This is a genomic window from Bacillus sp. bc15, assembly GCF_900142585.1.
Taxonomy (GTDB): domain Bacteria; phylum Bacillota; class Bacilli; order Bacillales; family Bacillaceae_G; genus Bacillus_A; species Bacillus_A cereus.
Genome location: NZ_FRBJ01000001.1, coordinates 284,929 through 301,848, shown reverse-complemented (window position 1 = coordinate 301,848; position 16,920 = coordinate 284,929). Strand labels below are relative to the sequence as shown.

Below are 16,920 nucleotides of genomic sequence, written 5' to 3'. Positions count from 1 at the left end.
TATGGACAACTCCTTTTTTTTAGAACCGGAAACAAATAAAAAAGCCAATGAAAAATCATTGACTTTAACGCGCAGCTTTTTTCTTTTTGAAATACTTTAAACCAAAGTATAGAGCAATAAAAAGAACAGCTCCTATAATTATGTAATGTGTGTAATCAGATGCATACTCTTTAATTTGTCGCCAATTCCCACCAAGTTTTTCACCTAAGTATATAAATAGAATTGACCACGGAATGATCGCTACAACCGTATAAAGTGTAAATAGTTTTAATGGCATCTTAGCTAGTCCTGCTGGAATAGAGATCGCATGACGTACTACTGGTATAAAGCGCGCAGAAAATATTACGCCTGCTCCATAACGTTTAAACCAACCTTCTGCTATGTCTAAATGATGTTTATTAATAAGTAGATATTTCCCGTATTTCTCTACAACCGGACGCCCTCCGTAGTATCCAAGCCAGTATAAAAAGATTTGTGCTAAAGTACCACCAATCGTTCCGGCGATAACTGCACCAACAAAACTAATTTTACCATTCGCTACTAAAAAGCCAGCATACGAAAGTACAATTTCACTTGGGATTACTTCAATCATTAAAGCAAGAGCTACTCCAAAGTAACCTAAGCTTGCAAAAAATTGCAATAACTGATCTATTATGTTTGCTAACATGTTCTTTTTTATCTCCTTTTTTCTTCACATACCATCCCATTATTACATAAAGGCTGCAATCTGCCAATATCTTCATTTTAACAATATGTACAATTCAAGCAGGATTAATCTATTAATTTCTCTTTCTGCGGGTCTTTCATGTAGGCAAACATCTCTTTAATTTGGTCTTCTGTATTTCTAGCAATTGATAAATTAGGCAATTCATTTTCACCAAAAAACTCCACCTCTTCTGTTTCAATACTAGTTTTCTTTTCTCCACCAATAATCTCGCATCCAATGAAAATCTTATATACATGCGTCGCCGATGGAGATGGTTGATGTTTTTCTTTATCAAATATAGCTAGTAACTTAAAATGATCTACCTCATAACCAGTCTCTTCGAAAACTTCTTTTGCTGCAACTTCGGTTGGCGTATAACCGACATCAGCCCATCCACCTGGCAATGCCCATTTCCCATCGCTTTTTTCTTTCACAAATAATAACTTTTCATTTTGAAAAACAACCGCTCTTATATCAACTTTAGGTGTTTGATAGCCTGTCTCACTTGCAAATAATTTCTCTACGACTTCCCAATCTGTTTTCGTGTAATGTGACATCATTGAAATAGAAATATCTCGTAATTGCTGGAAACGCTCAATATCATACACATCCTTAGAATACGTTAAACCCGCTTGAGCTATAGATTGTATTTGTTTTACCCAATCAATCCATTTAATCGTCATATATCCGCATCCCCATTCTCTATCAAATATATTACTTCATTTTTATTGATACATCTTTATTATACAAAAAAAAGAGATTGATAACGTTTCAATCTCTTTCAAAATTAATCCAATTCATGTAAGTGGTCTTGTATATACTTTCTTCTCTTATTTATATATTCATAAATCATATCAGCCTCTTGATCAAATGTTTCTAATTTTTCTTTCATGTATGGATCTTGTAGTAAATATGGACGAATCAATTCACACAACCCTTCTACTTTCGGCCTCATAAACGAAACTGTAAATTGATCTTCTAATATTTCTTCTAAAATACTTCGATACTGCTTTCTAAATACAGGTATGTCTAGCAATCTTGCACTTAACGTATTATACCCTTGAATGCGAATATATTCATGATTGAGTGGTCTTCCTTGTACATCTCGCCCCCAAGTCGCATCATAATCCCACGGTATAACTTCAAATAAATTTGTTTCATCGTTATGATATAGTGCGTAGTTATGAACGAAACCATCAAAGTTTTGTGTAAAAATAACTCCCGCTAACCATCTTAAATATTTATCGACATGTAGAAACTTCCCAATCTCTTTTTCATAGGCTTCCCTCGTCAAAGTATTCGCTTGAAATACAAATTCACTCAGTTGTTCTTCACTATTTTTATTCGAATATTTAAATTCATAACCCGCAAAGAGCTCTGTCTTAACATCTTTATCTCGTTCACTCATTAATGAAAAATTCGCATCATCATCTATCGCATAATAAATAGAACCACTCGGTAATCCTCTATTTTTCAAAAAATTTTCATCAACCGATTCTAACTGTAAATACACACCTTGAATTTGACCATTAATTTTTATAAATACATGTTGTGATTTTGGCGAAAGTACACCAATATCATGAAAAAAATCTAAAGATAATTTATTTCGTATGAGAGACGGATCCATAAACTCCGAATTTAAATGAAACTCTTTCGCACCTTGAAATTTTTTAGGCTTATAAAACATAACATGATAAGACTTTTTCTCAAATTCGCGAATATGAGCCCCACGGTATACGATATCAATGTCATACTTCTTTTTTCCATAAGTTAATTTTGCTGGCACTGGACTATCTGACCAAATGTCCTTTTTCAATTCCACTAAGTACATTGGATGAACAAAAAAATCATATGAAGGCAGCATGTTTTCTCATCCCTTCTCAGTTCTCTTCATTCAATGTATGCGCCTTGTCTTGTCCATACATCCGCAATCATCTATTTATATAAAATTACACTCTTGTCCTGTTCAGAAAGATGCCTACATACATATCATGTTAAGGAAAAAGAATACCTTTTCACTTTAATACATGATAAGGAGGATTTCTATGAAACGTGATATTAGAAAAGCTGTCGAAGAAATCAAAAGTGCTGGGATGGAGGATTTCTTACACCAAGATCCAAGTACTTTTGAATGCGATGATGATAAATTCACTCATCATAATTGTACAACTGGATGTAAATGTACAACTGGGGGTAAATGTCCAAGAACAAGATGTACTCGCGTGAAACATTGTACGTTCGTTACAAAATGTACACATGTAAAAAAATGGACATTTGTTACAAAATGTACTCGTGTACGTGTTCAAAAATGGACGTTCGTTACGAAAGTAACGCGTAGAAAAGAATGCGTTTTAGTTACAAAACGGACTCGCAGAAAACATTGTACATTCATTACAAAATGCATACGCTTTGAAAAGAAATTTTTCTGGACAAAACGAAGTTTCTGTAAAAAATGCGAATTCTTCCCTAACAGACACGGTCACTCTTGCGATGATTCATGTGATCATGGTAAAGACTGTCACGATAGCGGACACAAATGGAATGATTGCAAAGGCGGACATAAATTCCCATCTTGCAAAAATAAGAAATTCGATCACTTCTGGTATAAAAAACGTAACTGCTAGTTTTTATACCACCCAAAAAAGGCCGTTTTGCGGCCTTTTTTACATTTATTGAAAGTGACTTATATCTGCAAATTGTTTCACTTTACCAATACCCTCTTCAAATTCTATTATGCTCAAACTGGCACTATGCATAAATGGATCATCCCACACATTTTCTATTTCCATTCCCGCGAAATGCCCTATAAGTAATTTTGCTGCTGCCGCATGAGAAACAATCAATATGTTTTGTCCTTTATGCCTCTCTAAAAGAAGCTGCATCCCTTCAATTACTCTTTCATAAACGGCCTCGAAATTTTCGCCTGATGTTGACTGAAAAAGATGTGGCTCATTCCAAAATAGATGTACTTCTTCTGGAAATTGCTTTTCTATATCCTCGATTGTTTGTCCTTCCCATATACCCATGTTGATTTCATAGAAATGCTCATCCGCTATAATGGGTATATCACGTTCCCCTTTTATTAACTCTGCCGTATGAAGTGTTCTTTCGCTCGGACTACTATAGATCGCATGGATTGGTAAATCTTTCATTCGATTCCCTAATTGTTTCGCCTGAACTATACCATTTTCAGTTAAAGCAGAATTTTTTCGTCCCTGCATTCGCTTCGCTACATTCCACTCTGTTTCACCATGCCTTGTTACATATATAGTTGTTTTCATTTCTTACTCCCCCTCACCATGTTGGTCGTAATTCCCACGGTTCAACTCTCCCTACAATCCACTCTGCTCGTTTACTTTCAATCCCTTTTATAACTCCATCAGCTATCTCTTCATGCGTAAGCCATCTTCCATATGTATCTTCTAAAATAAAACCTAAAATAATTCTATAATAAATACATCGCGTACTTCCTATTTTTTGTGCAGGCATACGTGATGCTTTACTACCTAAAATATGAAATAAACTATATGTTTTAGACGACAAATCTAGTTCTTTACAAATATTTGATAGTGCATGCTTTGCACTTGTGTGTACCCATGCAACAACTAATGTGATCGGGCCATTTTTCTCAATTGTACTTTTAATAGCTAGCTTTACATCTTCATCATTATGATAATCTAACGAAAGGCATGTAATATTTTCTGGTGCAGAACTCATTCGCTTAACATTTTCTAAATTCACTTCATCTCGCCCGATAATAGAAACATAAAATCCTTTCTCACAAAGCCACATAGAAACTTTCTTTAGCATTCCTGTTCCACCAATTACTAGTGCATGCAAATGCTATCCCTCCCTAATAAAATGTCATATGAGGTTTCTCATCCCTATAATAATTTAAACGGTCTTGCAGTGTCCCTGAGTGAAACTCAAATTTATGACCGTCAGGATCAACAAAGTATATAGATTCACAATCTCTGATATCACGTTCTCTTCCTTGTAAAATATGAACATCATTTTCTTCTAATCGCTGTATTAAACATTCAAAGTCTTCTCGTTCAACAGAAAATGCAATGTGCGTATAAGATTGATGAATCTCATTTCTCGGAATATGCGTCTCTTCATTAAGCGCTATCCATACTCCACATATGTTAAAATAAGCCAATTTTCTTCCTTTAACTAATAATTCTCCTTCTAATACTTTTTCATAAAACATAATAGAGTTTTCTAAATTAGATACCGAAAAACAAATATGATTGATTCCCCTTAACAACTATAATTCCTCCTTATACAAATAAAAGATGAGCGAAAATTCACTCATCTTTTATTATACTATTTTTTTGTAATATATGCCCATTTATAACTGAAGTCCCCGCCAAACGTATGATTAGCAATACCTTTTACAAATGGCTTCTCTAAATAAGCTGTACTTTGTTGGTACGTAGGAGAAATTGCTGCGTCTTGACCAATTAAGATTTTTTCAGCTTCCGCAAGTGCATTCCAGCGTGCTTTATCATCTTTTAATAGCTCTCCTTTTGATTTCGCTACTAAATCATCATACTTCGGATTAGAATAATCCATTTCATTAAATGAGCTTCCAGTAACAAACATATCAATATAAGTCATTGGATCCGGATAATCAGGGCTCCATGCAGATAATGAGAATTCATATTGGAATTTCTTTTCTAAATCTAGCTTTTGCTTGTATGGTTGCTGTTTCAAATTCACTTTAATACCAGGCAAGTTTTTCTCTAGTTCTTCCTTAATAAAGTCGCCCACTTTTTTACGGCTACCGTTATCATCGTTTAGTAATTCAACCGTAATTGTATCTTGACCAAGCTCTTTCTTCGCTTCTTCCCATATTTTTTTTGCTTTCTCTGCATTATCTTTACTATCACGGAAGTTTTTATTTACAGAGCGGAAATCTTTTCCATCCGGACCTGTCGTGAATTTTTCAGGTACTAAGAAATATGCTGGCAATGAACCGTCATTTAAAATAACATCAGCAATTCCTTTTTTATCGTATGCTAAATCAATTGCTTCACGTACTTTTTGGTTTTTAAATGTTGCATTTTTTTGGTTAAAACGTAAGAAATATATGCGTGGATCTAACTTCGTTTTAAATTCATCTGGCTTATTCTTTTTATATTTATCAACAAATTCAGAAGTTAAAATAACTCGATCTGCTTGATCACTATCATATAAATTTACTCCCGTGCTTGTTTCCTTCACAATACTTACATTAATTTCGTCTAACTTTACAGTATCTTTATCCCAATAATTAGGATTTTTCTTCAACTGATAATTTTGTTCATGTTTCCATTGACTCATTGTAAATGGTCCATTATATAATAATTTATCTGCTTCTAATCCGTATTTATCTCCTTGCTCTTTCACATATTTTTCATTTAATGGGAAAAATGTAGGGAACGACGTAAGCTCAAGAAAATAAGGTGCTGGTTGCTCTAATTCTACTACCAACGTTTTATCATCCTTCGCTTTAACACCCAATTGATCTGCTGGTAATTCACCTTTATTTACTTTCTGTGCATTTTTCACATCAAATAAAATGAATGCATATTCTGCCGCTATTGCTTTATCTAATGTACGTTGCCATGCATATACAAAATCTTGTGCTCGAACTGGATCACCATTTGACCATTTCGCATCACGTAATTCAAATGTATATGTCTTTTTATCTTCACTAATCTTCACATCTTTTGCCATACCTGGTGTTGGTTTATTATCTTTATCTAGACGATATAAACCTTCCATTGCATTTACAAATACACGGAAAGATACAGAATCCGTTGATTTAGATGTATCCATTGAAGGAATTTCAGCTGTTTCTAGCAAATTTAAAACTTGTTTATCGGCCATTCCCTTATTCGATTCTTTCTTCGTTGTCGAAGCCTTCTCACCATTCCCACATCCTGCAACCAATACACTCGTCGTTAACGCAAGTGCAGCAATTGTTGTTGTCTTTCTCTTCATTCTTCCTTCCCCCAATCTATATGTATAAGTTAAATCCTATATAATATATTTTATTATACAAAAGATTCTGATTATTTTAAATATTTATTTTAACAAACATAGAAAAAAGCGAGCGGAAATTTCTTTCCAGCCGCTTCCTTGAATAGCATTTACTTGTAATCCATCCTCTATATCAAATGGATTTTGAACTTTAAATATTTCTTCCATCAGCTTCAAAAACTCTTCTTCAGTTTTAGATTCACCATTAACCATAAGTGAGTATGGTTCCACTTCACCTAATTTATAATCGACAACAAATTGAATCTTCACCTTTTGTCTTGACGTTCCGGTGTTATATCCTTGGAATTCTACTAATTCTAACCCTTCCGTTCCACGATAATATATCCAACCTGAATTTTGAAAATAATTTTCGAAAGATTCACCTATTGAAAAGAAAGGATATTCATAAAGCGAGCTTGTACGAACCTTTTGAATAACGTCTCGATCAGTCGGAAAAAAGAAATGACTAAAAAATATGCTAGCAACTGCTAAAATAGTAACAATTGTCGCTCCCATTTTGCTCGTTCCGCCGCTATCATTGATTAGATAGTTTTCAACTGATTTATCTTTTATTTCTCTTGCTTTTATTCGGTATATACGTCTTTCCGCAAATTGATAGTACAATCCATTTGCAAAAATCCCCATTCCAAACAGAATAAAAATGAGTAATAAAAACGTAAGAGGCACCATATTAATGATTGGCAACGCTACATTAAATCCCATATAGTACGAAAATGCATCACACGCTACTAATAACAACATAAATAAAGCAGCTGGTACATAATACTTACGATATCCTAGCCAGCCTATATTGAAAATAGCAGCCCAACCATTCCAGCTCCACCTAGCAATCCGCTTATTCTCAAGCTCCCATTTCCTTTGATAATACGGATATTGTCTCCCTACATATACTTCCAGTTCTTTATCTATTAACGAGCTACCTTCCTCTTGTTCATTATCCAAGTTTCGCTGACAACTTGTACAATTTAACTGTTCCTCCTCGCAAGGTTGCCCACAATTTATACATTTCAAAACAATCCCTCTTCCCATCCATACGTCATTTCAAAATACCTTCGTGTTTTAATAACCACTCTTTCCTCCATAAACCACCAGCATATCCAACAAGCTTTCCACTCTTTCCTATTACACGGTGACATGGAACAATTATCGAAATTGGATTCCGACTATTTGCCCCTCCTATTGCCCGTACAGCTTTTGTATTTCCAACTTTCTCTGCAATATCTAAATATGAAGCACTTACGCCGTACGGAATAGTATAAAGTGCATCCCATACATTTTTTTGAAATGCTGTTCCCTTAGCAGACAGCGGGACCGTAAATTCTTTTCTTTTCCCTTTAAAATATTCATCTAACTCATTTATACATTGTTCTATCATTTCATTTTTATTTTCTTCTTGTCGTTCATCAACAAATATAACAGACGTAATTCCTTCTTGATTCGCTGTAATTTCAAGCAAGCCTAATTCACTTTCATAATAAGCCTGGTACATATGTCATCCTCCAATTCAGTTCATATTAGTCATTGTAACACGAATATACAAAATTTTTCGTATAAGCGTTTTATTAGAGAAACAAAAAAGAGAATGATAAAATATAAGAAAATTCAATCAAGGAGGCTATTTGATGAATTCCAAGCTTTTTTCACCTTATACAATTAAGAACGTTACACTAAAAAATCGTATCGTTATGTCGCCTATGTGTATGTATTCATCAGGGAATGAGGATGGCAGCGTTACGAATTTTCATCTCATTCATTATGGAACTCGCGCTGCTGGCCAAGTAGGTTTAGTTATGGTTGAAGCAACTGCGGTGTTAGCTGAAGGACGAATTTCTAACAAAGACTTGGGCATTTGGGATGACAACCTAATTGAAGGCTTACATAAAACGACTACTTTTATACATGATAACGGTGCAAAAGCTGCCATTCAACTCGCTCACGCCGGAAGAAAAGCAGAATTAGAAACAGATGCGTTAGCTCCTTCAGCCATTCCATTTAATGAAACAATGAAAATGCCAATAGAAATGAGCAAACACCAAATTAAAGATACTGTATTAGCTTTTCATCAAGCTGCAGTACGATCAAAACAAGCTGGATTTGATGTTATTGAAATACACGGTGCTCACGGTTATCTTATTAATGAATTTCTTTCTCCGCTTTCCAATAAGCGGACTGATGAATATGGTGGTTCACCTGAAAACCGCTATCGTTTCTTACGCGAAATCATTGACTCGATAAATGAAGTTTGGAACGGACCGTTATTTGTCCGTATTTCAGCAAATGATTATCATCCTGACGGGTTAACAGTTCAAGATTATGTTCAGTATACAAAATGGATGAAAGAACAAGGAGTAGATTTAATTGATTGTAGCTCTGGGGCTGTTGTCCCTGCACGCATCGATGTTTATCCTGGGTATCAAGTACAATATGCTAAACATATTAAAGAGCATGCTAACATTGCAACTGGTGCAGTTGGATTAATTACGACCGGAGTACAAGCAGAGCAAATTTTAAATAATAACGAAGCAGATTTAATTTTCATCGGACGTGAATTACTTCGCAATCCGTACTTCCCAAGAATAGCAGCCAATGAACTTGGCTTTGAATTGCAAGAACCTCACCAATATAAGCGAGCACCAGGAAAAATTCATACGAATAAATAAAACCGAGAAGTCATTCTTCTCGGTTTTATTTATTCTATCGTTGTAATTTCATTTGAATTATAAGTATAGATACCCGATTCTTCTCGCAGCGCGGTTATATACATACCTTTCGCCACATCTTTAGCTGAAATTGGTTTATACTTTTTGAAAGCCCCTTTAAAAATAAAAGGAATAATACGAGATAACTTTTCAGCCATTCGTTCGCCGAAACGAAATTCTTGTCGGTTTCCTACTAATAATGATGGTCTAAAAATGTGAATACCACCGATCACTAACTTTTGCAATTCTTCTTCCATTTTTCCTTTCACTTGTGAATAAAAGAAAAATGATTTAGGATTCGCTCCCATAGAAGACACAACAAGGAAATTTTGCACCCCTTGTTTTTCAGCTAAACAAGCAGCTCGTAACGTATATTCATAATCTACTTTTTTAAAATTTGCTTTTGTTTTTGCTTTTTTTATTGTTGTTCCTAAGCAACTAAAAACATCATCCACAGCAAAGAACTCTTTATATTCCTCTAATACCGAAAAATCAACTTGTTTCTGCTGTAACTTCTCATGTTGCAATTGCATTGGCTCTCTTACAAAAATAGTAACCGAATCGTAGTAATCTGATTCAAGTAATAGACGCGTTATCTCTTGTCCAACTAAACCACTTGCACCAAGTATTAACGCTGTTCGCTTATTCATATATGCATATACCTCTTATTTTACTTTTCTCTCCTTCAGTAAAATACAACCTTTAGGAGTTTCCTGCTCTTATTTTACCACAAGTAAAACACTATGCGTACGCATAGTGTTTTACTCACTCTTTTTTCTCATCTCTCTCTTGTAATTTCGTTATTGTTGTAGCGTCCCCTAAATTACTTATTAATCTTCTTAAAAAAATTAATACGAAAGATAATGGCAATACTACCGCTAATATTAATAAAATAGCTTCCATTAAGTAACCCAAGCGCTCATCCCCCTCTTTACCTCCTTTTCAATATATGAAAACAGCGTTGTCACATATGCATGCATTTGCAAAAATAATACACCTATATTTGACAACTTTATAACAAAAACAAATCGGAATGATTATTATTTATTGCAACTTTATTAAAGATGTATTATACTAAGTTCGCAAACTAAAACGTAATTATTCCGTTTTGTATTAAAATGATATTTTTCTTCTATAATTGGGGAAAATATATCCGTAAAAAAGAAAAGAGGAGAACTTCATGCCTAAAAGATTGACTATATTTTCATTCTTACTTATTTTTACCTTAATTTTCGCTGGCTGCTCAAATAAAAAAGAAAGTAATGCCAAGAAAGATGGAAAGCTAACAGTTTATACAACGATTTTCCCACTTGCTGATTTCGCAAAGAAAATCGGTGGCGACTATGTAAATGTTGAAGCAATTTACCCACCTGGTGCAGATTCACATACATTTGAACCAAGTCAAAAACAAACAGTACAAGTTGCAAAAGCCAATTTATTCGTTTATAACGGCGCTGAATTAGAACCATTTGCTGAAAAAATGGAAAAAACATTACAAAAAGAAAATGTTAAAATTGTAAATGCATCTAAAGGTATTGAGCTTCGTGCTTCTACTGAAGAAGAGCATCATGATCATGGAGATGGCCATAAAGAAGATGAACATCATCACGATAAAGACCCACATGTTTGGTTAGATCCTACTCTAGCAATGAAACAGGCAGAAAAAATTAAAAATGCACTTGTAGAATTACAACCTGAACATAAAAAAGAATTCGAAAAAAACTTTGCAGCACTTCAAACTAAATTTACTGATTTAGACGATCAATTTAAGGCAGCTGTAGCGAACGCAAAAACGAAAGAAATTTTAGTTTCTCATGCTGCCTATGGTTACTGGGAACAACGATACGGCCTAAAACAAATTCCTATCGCTGGAATTTCAGCTTCTGATGAACCATCTCAAAAACAGCTTGCTGACATTACAAAAACAGTAAAAGAACATAATCTAAAATATATTTTATTCGAAACTTTCTCTACTCCAAAAGTAGCATCTGTTATTCAAAAAGAAACTGGTACAACAGTTTTACGCTTAAATCACTTAGCTACTGTTTCTGAAGATGATGCAAAAAATAATAAAGATTACTTCACTTTAATGGAAGAAAACGTAAACACATTGAAAGAAGCAACAAACTAATCCATTATATTTTCTAGGCAGCTGAATCTAGTATTCAGCTGCCTTTTTATGTATTTATCCTTGACTTGACCAAAATAACAAGTAAAATTATCCATATTAGCTTTAAAGCTATATTAATTTAGAAGGTGAGTTGGAATTATGAATCTTCACATTTGTGAAGTAACAGCAAAAAATTGGCGTTCAGTAGTTGCTTTAGACGTCGCAAAAGATCAGCAACAATTTATTGAAAGTAACGCGTTTTCTTTAGCGGAATCATTATATGAAGGAAACGGAATGTCAGTAGGTTTATATGATGGAGAAACACTTGTAGGTTATGCAATGTATGGATGGTATTCAGTAAAACATAAAAGTGTATGGCTCGATCGCTTTATGATTGACCAACAATATCAAGGAAAAGGATACGCAAAACGTTTCCTTCGCTTACTCATTCAATTCTTACAAGAAAAATTTGAATGCAAAATAATTTACTTAAGTTTACATCCAGACAACAAACTTGCAATGGGACTGTATGAATCATTTGGTTTCCGCTTAAATGGTGATATTGATGATGAAGGTCCAGTTGTAGGTGTTGTAATGGAGTTACTAATAGACGAAAATACAAGCCTGTGAAAACAGGCTTTTTATTATACATTTATCAATTTTTAATTTCTTTCCCTTATTTAATTCTGTTTTGCAATCTAATAGAATGCTCATAAAAATAAGCCTGCAATTTACGCAGACTTATTTCACACACTCTTCAAAATGTTCTTGGAACCACTCTTTATTAATATCTCTTCCGATGAAAACTACTTCACTTACTCGCTCTTCGCCCTCTTGCCACTCTCTATCGTACGAAGCGGCAAATAACGTATGTACACCTTGGAAAACGATACGTTTATCTACTCCGTCTATCGATAAAATTCCTTTGTAACGATATAAATATTCCCCTAGCTCTTGAACGACAGCTGACATCCACTCATTAAGCTTTTGTAAATCCAGCGGACGTTCTTCACGTAATACAAATGATTTCACACCTTCTAAGTGATTATGTTCTTTATGAGGGTAAATTTGCAACGTATCTTTCGTTTTAAACGTTTGGATTTGTAATAAAGATGGTATATCTACCTCACAGTTAGTCGCCTCAATTAACTTTGCAGTCGGGTTAATTCCTTGAATTTCATGCAAGAGATTTTCTTTCTCACTCTCTTCAATTAAATCTAATTTATTTACTAAAACGACATCCGCAAACGCAATTTGCTCTTTTGCCTCTAATCCTTTTTCAAAATGTTTATGTATATGATAACTATCTACCACCGTTACAACACCGTTAATTTGGTATGCAGATTGAATGACTGGATCTAAAAAGAATGTTTGAATAATCGGCCCTGGATTTGCAAGTCCAGTCGTTTCAATTACTAAACCATCAAAATCCATTTTCCCTTCTGCTTTTACGTCCAGTAACTGTTTTAAAGCAACAAGTAAATCTTCACGTACAGTACAGCATAAACAGCCATTTGTCATTTCCATAATTTCTTCTTCTACATTCATAATCAACTGATTATCAATGCCAATTTGCCCTATTTCATTTACAATCACCGCTAATTTCTTACCGTGATTTTCTGATAAAATACGATTTAATAAAGTCGTTTTCCCTGATCCAAGAAAACCAGTTAATATTGTTACTGGAATCATTTCGTACCTCTCCTTATAGCTATATGTTTCTACATTATAGCATATAGAGAAAATCATTTTTGTAGCAAAACATATTTATTGTCTGTACACCTAATTAACTATATAATAACATGTAGTAAGAAAGCCTTTTCAAAACATTATTATTCATCAAGGGGGTACTTATAATGGAGCGAGTTCAAATGGCTGAAACGCTAGAATTTTCTCGTATTATTCAAGGATTTTGGCGTTTAGCAGAATGGAATATGACGAAACAAGAATTACTTTCTTTCATTGAAGATTGTATGGATATGGGAATTACTACTTTTGATCACGCTGATATTTACGGCGGATATACGTGTGAAGGGTTATTTGGCGAAGCTTTACAATTAAAGCCTTCCTTACGAGAAAACATGCAAATTATTACAAAGTGTGGAATCGCTCCCCCATCACCGAAATTTCCAGAGCGATATGTTGCTCACTACAATACTAGTGCAGAGCATATTATGCAAAGTGTAGAAGCATCACTTAAAAATTTACATACAAATTATATTGACGTATTACTTATTCATCGTCCCGATCCTTTTATGGATCCAAATGAAGTGGCAAAAGCATTTTCACAATTAAAACAAGAAGGAAAAGTTCGTCACTTCGGTGTATCTAACTTCTTACCTTCACAATTTAATATGTTAAGTTCGTACTTAGATTTCCCGCTTATTACGAACCAGATTGAAGTTTCTGCATTGCAGCTTGAGCATTTTGAAAAAGGGACAATTGATTTATGCCAAGAAAAACGAATCAATCCAATGATTTGGTCACCTCTTGCTGGTGGGGAAATCTTTACTGGTCAATCAGAACGCGCCGTACGTGTACGTGAAACTATGCAAAAAGTTGCTACTGAGCTAGGTGTTTCTAGTATCGATACGGTTATGTATGCTTGGTTACTTGCTCATCCAGCTAATATGATGCCAATCGTTGGCTCTGGTAAATTAGATCGCGTAAAAACGGCTGCTCTTGCTACAAACGTTAACTTAGACCGTCAACAATGGTTTACAATTTTCGAAAGCTCTAATGGGCATCCTGTACCATAATGCATAAAAAGAAGAGCTGTTTTCTTACAGCTCTTCTTTTTCATATGTATTTCTAGTCATGGCAAATACACACATATCCCTTAATCCGTTTCCATCTACCGTAACACTCGCACTTTCTAACGTACCTTCTAACTTAAAGCCTAATTTCTCAGGTATCGCTCTACTCTTCTTATTTAAAGAATCACAACGAATTTCTACACGGTTTGCTTTCAATTCAGAAAAAGCGTAATCCGTTATACCTTTCGCAGCCTCTACCATATAGCCTTTTCCGCTAAACCTTGTATCAATCCAATATCCGATTTCAAATTGAGGTATATCCCAATTAATACGATGTAATCCGGCTGAAGCAATAAATTCACCTGTTTCTTTCGAAAATACTAGTAATCTTAAATCCTCACGTTGCAAAAATTGAATATGTGATTTTCTAATACTTTCTTCTATTTCTTGCTCTGTTTGCTCTTTTTGTGCAAACACCATCCAAGGTTTTAGTTCTTGTATTGAAGCCTGAATTGCATCATATACAACTTTACCATCTCCTGGTTTCGGCATTCGAATAAAAAGCCTGTCAGTATAAAATTCAGAAGGAAAATCGAATAATAACGGATTCACTGTAAACACTCCCCATAATTCTTTTATATATAATAATATCCATCTCAAGTTATATAGTAAAGAATTTTCTGAATTGAAAACCTTTTACTCATTCACTTCCGCCGCTACACGAATTCCAGATTCAATCGCACCTTGAATCCATCCGTGATATAGCGTTGTATGATCTCCAGCGAAGAATATTCTCCCCTCTGGTTTGACAATCGCTGGTTGCAGCTCAGATTCTTGACCTGCTTGAAAAAGTGCAAATCCTCCAAGCGCATACGGATCCAATGTCCAGCTTTTTGATATTCCAGATATGAACTCATCATACACTTGACCACCTAATATTGTTGCTAAGTTGTGTAATGCGTAATAAATACGATCACCTTTTGATAAACCATCCCATAACAATGCGTCATAAGACCATGTATAGCTACCTAACATCATAGCCGGTCCTTTCTCACCAATTCCATAACTTGGATAATAGGCATAACGAATTGGCAAATCTGTTATAATTCTGCCACCTAATTGTCCTTGTTCTTCCCAAAATCGGCTTTTAAATTGAATTCCTATTTTCGTCGCAGGCATATAATGTAATTCACGAATTGCTTTCCATTTTTCATGAGATATAGAATCAAACGGATCTACTTCTACAAAACGCATTGTCGAAAACGGAATGGTAACAATAACTAAATCTCCTGTAATACTACTATATTCAAAAGTTTCCTCGTTCCGATAGAAAGCTGTCACACCATTATCGTGTTGATGTAGCTTCATTAATTTTTGATTATATATAATATTCTCTTCTAATTGCGGTAAAAATGACTTTGGCAATCTATCGTTCCCGCCCACAATTTCACAAAATCCGCTCTCCTCTTGCATAATGTATAGAAAGCGTAAAGTCTCTACAAACGATCGTTCCAAAAAACCTTCTAAATCTAATAGAACACCAATCATCTCAATTGTTACTGGCGAAAAGTAAGTATTATACTGATAAGGGTGATACTTCAAAAATTGTCCTGTGGAATATCTCCCAAAGTCCTTCACTACAACATCCCAATTTTTCTCTGGATTTCTTTTAATAAAATTTATTATCGGCTGTACTGCTAATAACAATAGTTCTTCAGACGTTTTTCCCACTTCATTCATTTCCACAGGATACCTTAAAATACTTGGATCCTTTTCATATTGTTTCAACGTCGTTTTTCGTCCATTTACGTATATAATATCCGTCTCATTTCTATTAATAAATGGACTCACCTGTAGCCCAAATTTTCTTATATAAGCCATCGTTAATGTATGCGAATACGGAATTCTCATTGCTCCGACATCTAAATATAATCCGGTATCTTCCATTCTAACCGTTTCTATACGGCCACCTACCCGATTGTTTGCTTCAAAAATTTTCACATCATGTCCTGCAGCCTTTAATAAAGATGCTGAAACTAATCCAGCCATACCAGCTCCCACTACAATAATTTGTTTTGGATTTATCGTCTTCTTCAATCCTTTATCTATAACTTTTAACGCTTCATCCATTTCAGTGTTATACATTATATCTTTCTGCACAATTCCACCCCTTACTTCATCAAATGGACGTTAGTGGTTTAGTGCATTTTATTCATAAATCTCCATAAACATAACACCATTGCAATTTGAATATTCACTAAAAGTACATAAGAGACAGATTTCATATTTCTTTATGCTTCGTATAATATAGCAACCGCAACGAAGGAGTGACTAAAAAATGAAACATACTTATGATTACCACGCTACAAAAAAGCATTTAGAATTAAAGAAACAAAACTTATGTAAAAAACTTAGCAATATAACACTATCTGAAAAAGAACGTGAACAGCTAAAATGTGAAATTGACAACTATGAATATATTTTAAATCTGGTCGAAATGAATCATTATGAACGCGGATTTTCTCGTTAAAAGCGGAAATAGGATTATCCGCTTTTCATTTTGAGCATTTCACTACGCATTTTTCATAAGTAAATATA

20 protein-coding genes are annotated in these 16,920 nt (G+C 34.4%); 6 read left to right on the top strand and 14 right to left on the bottom strand.

What is annotated here, in order from left to right:
- Positions 1 to 64: 64 nt before the first annotated feature.
- The 3 genes from BUA87_RS01535 to cotH all read right to left on the bottom strand — a co-directional run bounded on the left by BUA87_RS01535 (position 65) and on the right by cotH (position 2,570).
- Positions 65 to 667, bottom strand: a complete 603-nt coding sequence (locus tag BUA87_RS01535; protein WP_000880691.1) for an undecaprenyl phosphate transporter UptA — start codon at positions 665 to 667, stop codon at positions 65 to 67.
- Positions 668 to 771: 104 nt separating this feature from the next.
- Positions 772 to 1,389 (bottom strand): NUDIX hydrolase N-terminal domain-containing protein, encoded by a 618-nt coding sequence (locus BUA87_RS01530; RefSeq protein WP_000153584.1) that lies wholly within the window; start codon positions 1,387 to 1,389, stop codon positions 772 to 774.
- A gap of 104 nt (positions 1,390 to 1,493) precedes the next feature.
- Positions 1,494 to 2,570 (bottom strand): spore coat protein CotH, encoded by a 1,077-nt coding sequence (cotH, locus tag BUA87_RS01525; RefSeq protein ID WP_000937999.1) that lies wholly within the window; start codon positions 2,568 to 2,570, stop codon positions 1,494 to 1,496.
- Between the two features lie 181 nt (positions 2,571 to 2,751).
- On the opposite strand from cotH, the gene exsB reads away from it, so the two are divergent.
- Complete coding sequence (gene exsB, locus BUA87_RS01520; protein ID WP_000817500.1) at positions 2,752 to 3,330, top strand: exosporium protein ExsB; 579 nt, start codon at positions 2,752 to 2,754, stop codon at positions 3,328 to 3,330.
- A 45-nt stretch (positions 3,331 to 3,375) separates the two neighbouring features.
- Here the strand turns inward: exsB and BUA87_RS01515 are convergent, their stop codons facing one another.
- The 6 genes from BUA87_RS01515 to BUA87_RS01490 all read right to left on the bottom strand — a co-directional run bounded on the left by BUA87_RS01515 (position 3,376) and on the right by BUA87_RS01490 (position 8,246).
- Positions 3,376 to 3,987 carry a phosphoserine phosphatase 1 gene (locus tag BUA87_RS01515; RefSeq protein ID WP_000858833.1) on the bottom strand — a complete coding sequence of 204 codons (612 nt, stop codon included), beginning with the start codon at positions 3,985 to 3,987 and terminating at the stop codon, positions 3,376 to 3,378.
- Positions 3,988 to 4,000: 13 nt separating this feature from the next.
- The gene (locus BUA87_RS01510) at positions 4,001 to 4,546 is read right to left on the bottom strand and encodes a short-chain dehydrogenase (protein WP_000543126.1); all 546 of its coding nucleotides are present in this window, start codon (positions 4,544 to 4,546) and stop codon (positions 4,001 to 4,003) included.
- A gap of 13 nt (positions 4,547 to 4,559) precedes the next feature.
- Entirely contained in the window at positions 4,560 to 4,976 is a 417-nt protein-coding gene (gene fosB / locus BUA87_RS01505; protein ID WP_000943771.1) for a FosBx1 family fosfomycin resistance bacillithiol transferase, read from the bottom strand.
- Between the two features lie 59 nt (positions 4,977 to 5,035).
- The gene (locus BUA87_RS01500; protein WP_000824269.1) at positions 5,036 to 6,697 is read right to left on the bottom strand and encodes a peptide ABC transporter substrate-binding protein; all 1,662 of its coding nucleotides are present in this window, start codon (positions 6,695 to 6,697) and stop codon (positions 5,036 to 5,038) included.
- Positions 6,698 to 6,781: 84 nt separating this feature from the next.
- The gene (locus BUA87_RS01495; RefSeq protein ID WP_072938246.1) at positions 6,782 to 7,768 is read right to left on the bottom strand and encodes a DUF2628 domain-containing protein; all 987 of its coding nucleotides are present in this window, start codon (positions 7,766 to 7,768) and stop codon (positions 6,782 to 6,784) included.
- A gap of 25 nt (positions 7,769 to 7,793) precedes the next feature.
- A complete protein-coding gene (locus BUA87_RS01490) occupies positions 7,794 to 8,246 on the bottom strand; it encodes a methylated-DNA--[protein]-cysteine S-methyltransferase (RefSeq protein ID WP_000283908.1) in 453 nt (150 codons plus the stop codon).
- Between the two features lie 133 nt (positions 8,247 to 8,379).
- Here BUA87_RS01490 and namA point away from each other — a divergent pair, with 133 nt between their 5' ends.
- Positions 8,380 to 9,417 carry an NADPH dehydrogenase NamA gene (gene namA / locus BUA87_RS01485; protein ID WP_001086178.1) on the top strand — a complete coding sequence of 346 codons (1,038 nt, stop codon included), beginning with the start codon at positions 8,380 to 8,382 and terminating at the stop codon, positions 9,415 to 9,417.
- 29 nt (positions 9,418 to 9,446) lie between these two features.
- On the opposite strand, the gene BUA87_RS01480 is transcribed toward namA, so the two are convergent.
- Entirely contained in the window at positions 9,447 to 10,106 is a 660-nt protein-coding gene (locus BUA87_RS01480; protein ID WP_001042737.1) for an oxidoreductase, read from the bottom strand.
- Positions 10,107 to 10,221: 115 nt separating this feature from the next.
- The gene (locus tag BUA87_RS31145; protein ID WP_000540932.1) at positions 10,222 to 10,371 is read right to left on the bottom strand and encodes a hypothetical protein; all 150 of its coding nucleotides are present in this window, start codon (positions 10,369 to 10,371) and stop codon (positions 10,222 to 10,224) included.
- Between the two features lie 265 nt (positions 10,372 to 10,636).
- Here BUA87_RS31145 and BUA87_RS01475 point away from each other — a divergent pair, with 265 nt between their 5' ends.
- Positions 10,637 to 11,587 carry a metal ABC transporter substrate-binding protein gene (locus tag BUA87_RS01475; RefSeq protein WP_001126155.1) on the top strand — a complete coding sequence of 317 codons (951 nt, stop codon included), beginning with the start codon at positions 10,637 to 10,639 and terminating at the stop codon, positions 11,585 to 11,587.
- A 138-nt stretch (positions 11,588 to 11,725) separates the two neighbouring features.
- Positions 11,726 to 12,196 carry a GNAT family N-acetyltransferase gene (locus tag BUA87_RS01470; RefSeq protein ID WP_001048674.1) on the top strand — a complete coding sequence of 157 codons (471 nt, stop codon included), beginning with the start codon at positions 11,726 to 11,728 and terminating at the stop codon, positions 12,194 to 12,196.
- Positions 12,197 to 12,307: 111 nt separating this feature from the next.
- Here BUA87_RS01470 and BUA87_RS01465 read toward each other — a convergent pair whose 3' ends face one another.
- Positions 12,308 to 13,258 (bottom strand): CobW family GTP-binding protein, encoded by a 951-nt coding sequence (locus BUA87_RS01465; RefSeq protein ID WP_000613426.1) that lies wholly within the window; start codon positions 13,256 to 13,258, stop codon positions 12,308 to 12,310.
- A 164-nt stretch (positions 13,259 to 13,422) separates the two neighbouring features.
- Here BUA87_RS01465 and BUA87_RS01460 point away from each other — a divergent pair, with 164 nt between their 5' ends.
- Entirely contained in the window at positions 13,423 to 14,325 is a 903-nt protein-coding gene (locus BUA87_RS01460; RefSeq protein WP_000442793.1) for an aldo/keto reductase, read from the top strand.
- 24 nt (positions 14,326 to 14,349) lie between these two features.
- On the opposite strand, the gene BUA87_RS01455 is transcribed toward BUA87_RS01460, so the two are convergent.
- A complete protein-coding gene (locus BUA87_RS01455; protein WP_001068747.1) occupies positions 14,350 to 14,934 on the bottom strand; it encodes a GNAT family N-acetyltransferase in 585 nt (194 codons plus the stop codon).
- 84 nt (positions 14,935 to 15,018) lie between these two features.
- Positions 15,019 to 16,482: a flavin monoamine oxidase family protein gene (locus BUA87_RS01450; protein ID WP_001168111.1), complete on the bottom strand. Its 1,464-nt coding sequence runs from the start codon at positions 16,480 to 16,482 to the stop codon at positions 15,019 to 15,021.
- A 178-nt stretch (positions 16,483 to 16,660) separates the two neighbouring features.
- Between BUA87_RS01450 and BUA87_RS01445 the strand changes: the two genes are divergently transcribed.
- Positions 16,661 to 16,852, top strand: a complete 192-nt coding sequence (locus BUA87_RS01445) for a DUF3896 domain-containing protein (RefSeq protein WP_000683362.1) — start codon at positions 16,661 to 16,663, stop codon at positions 16,850 to 16,852.
- Positions 16,853 to 16,920: the final 68 nt, after the last annotated feature.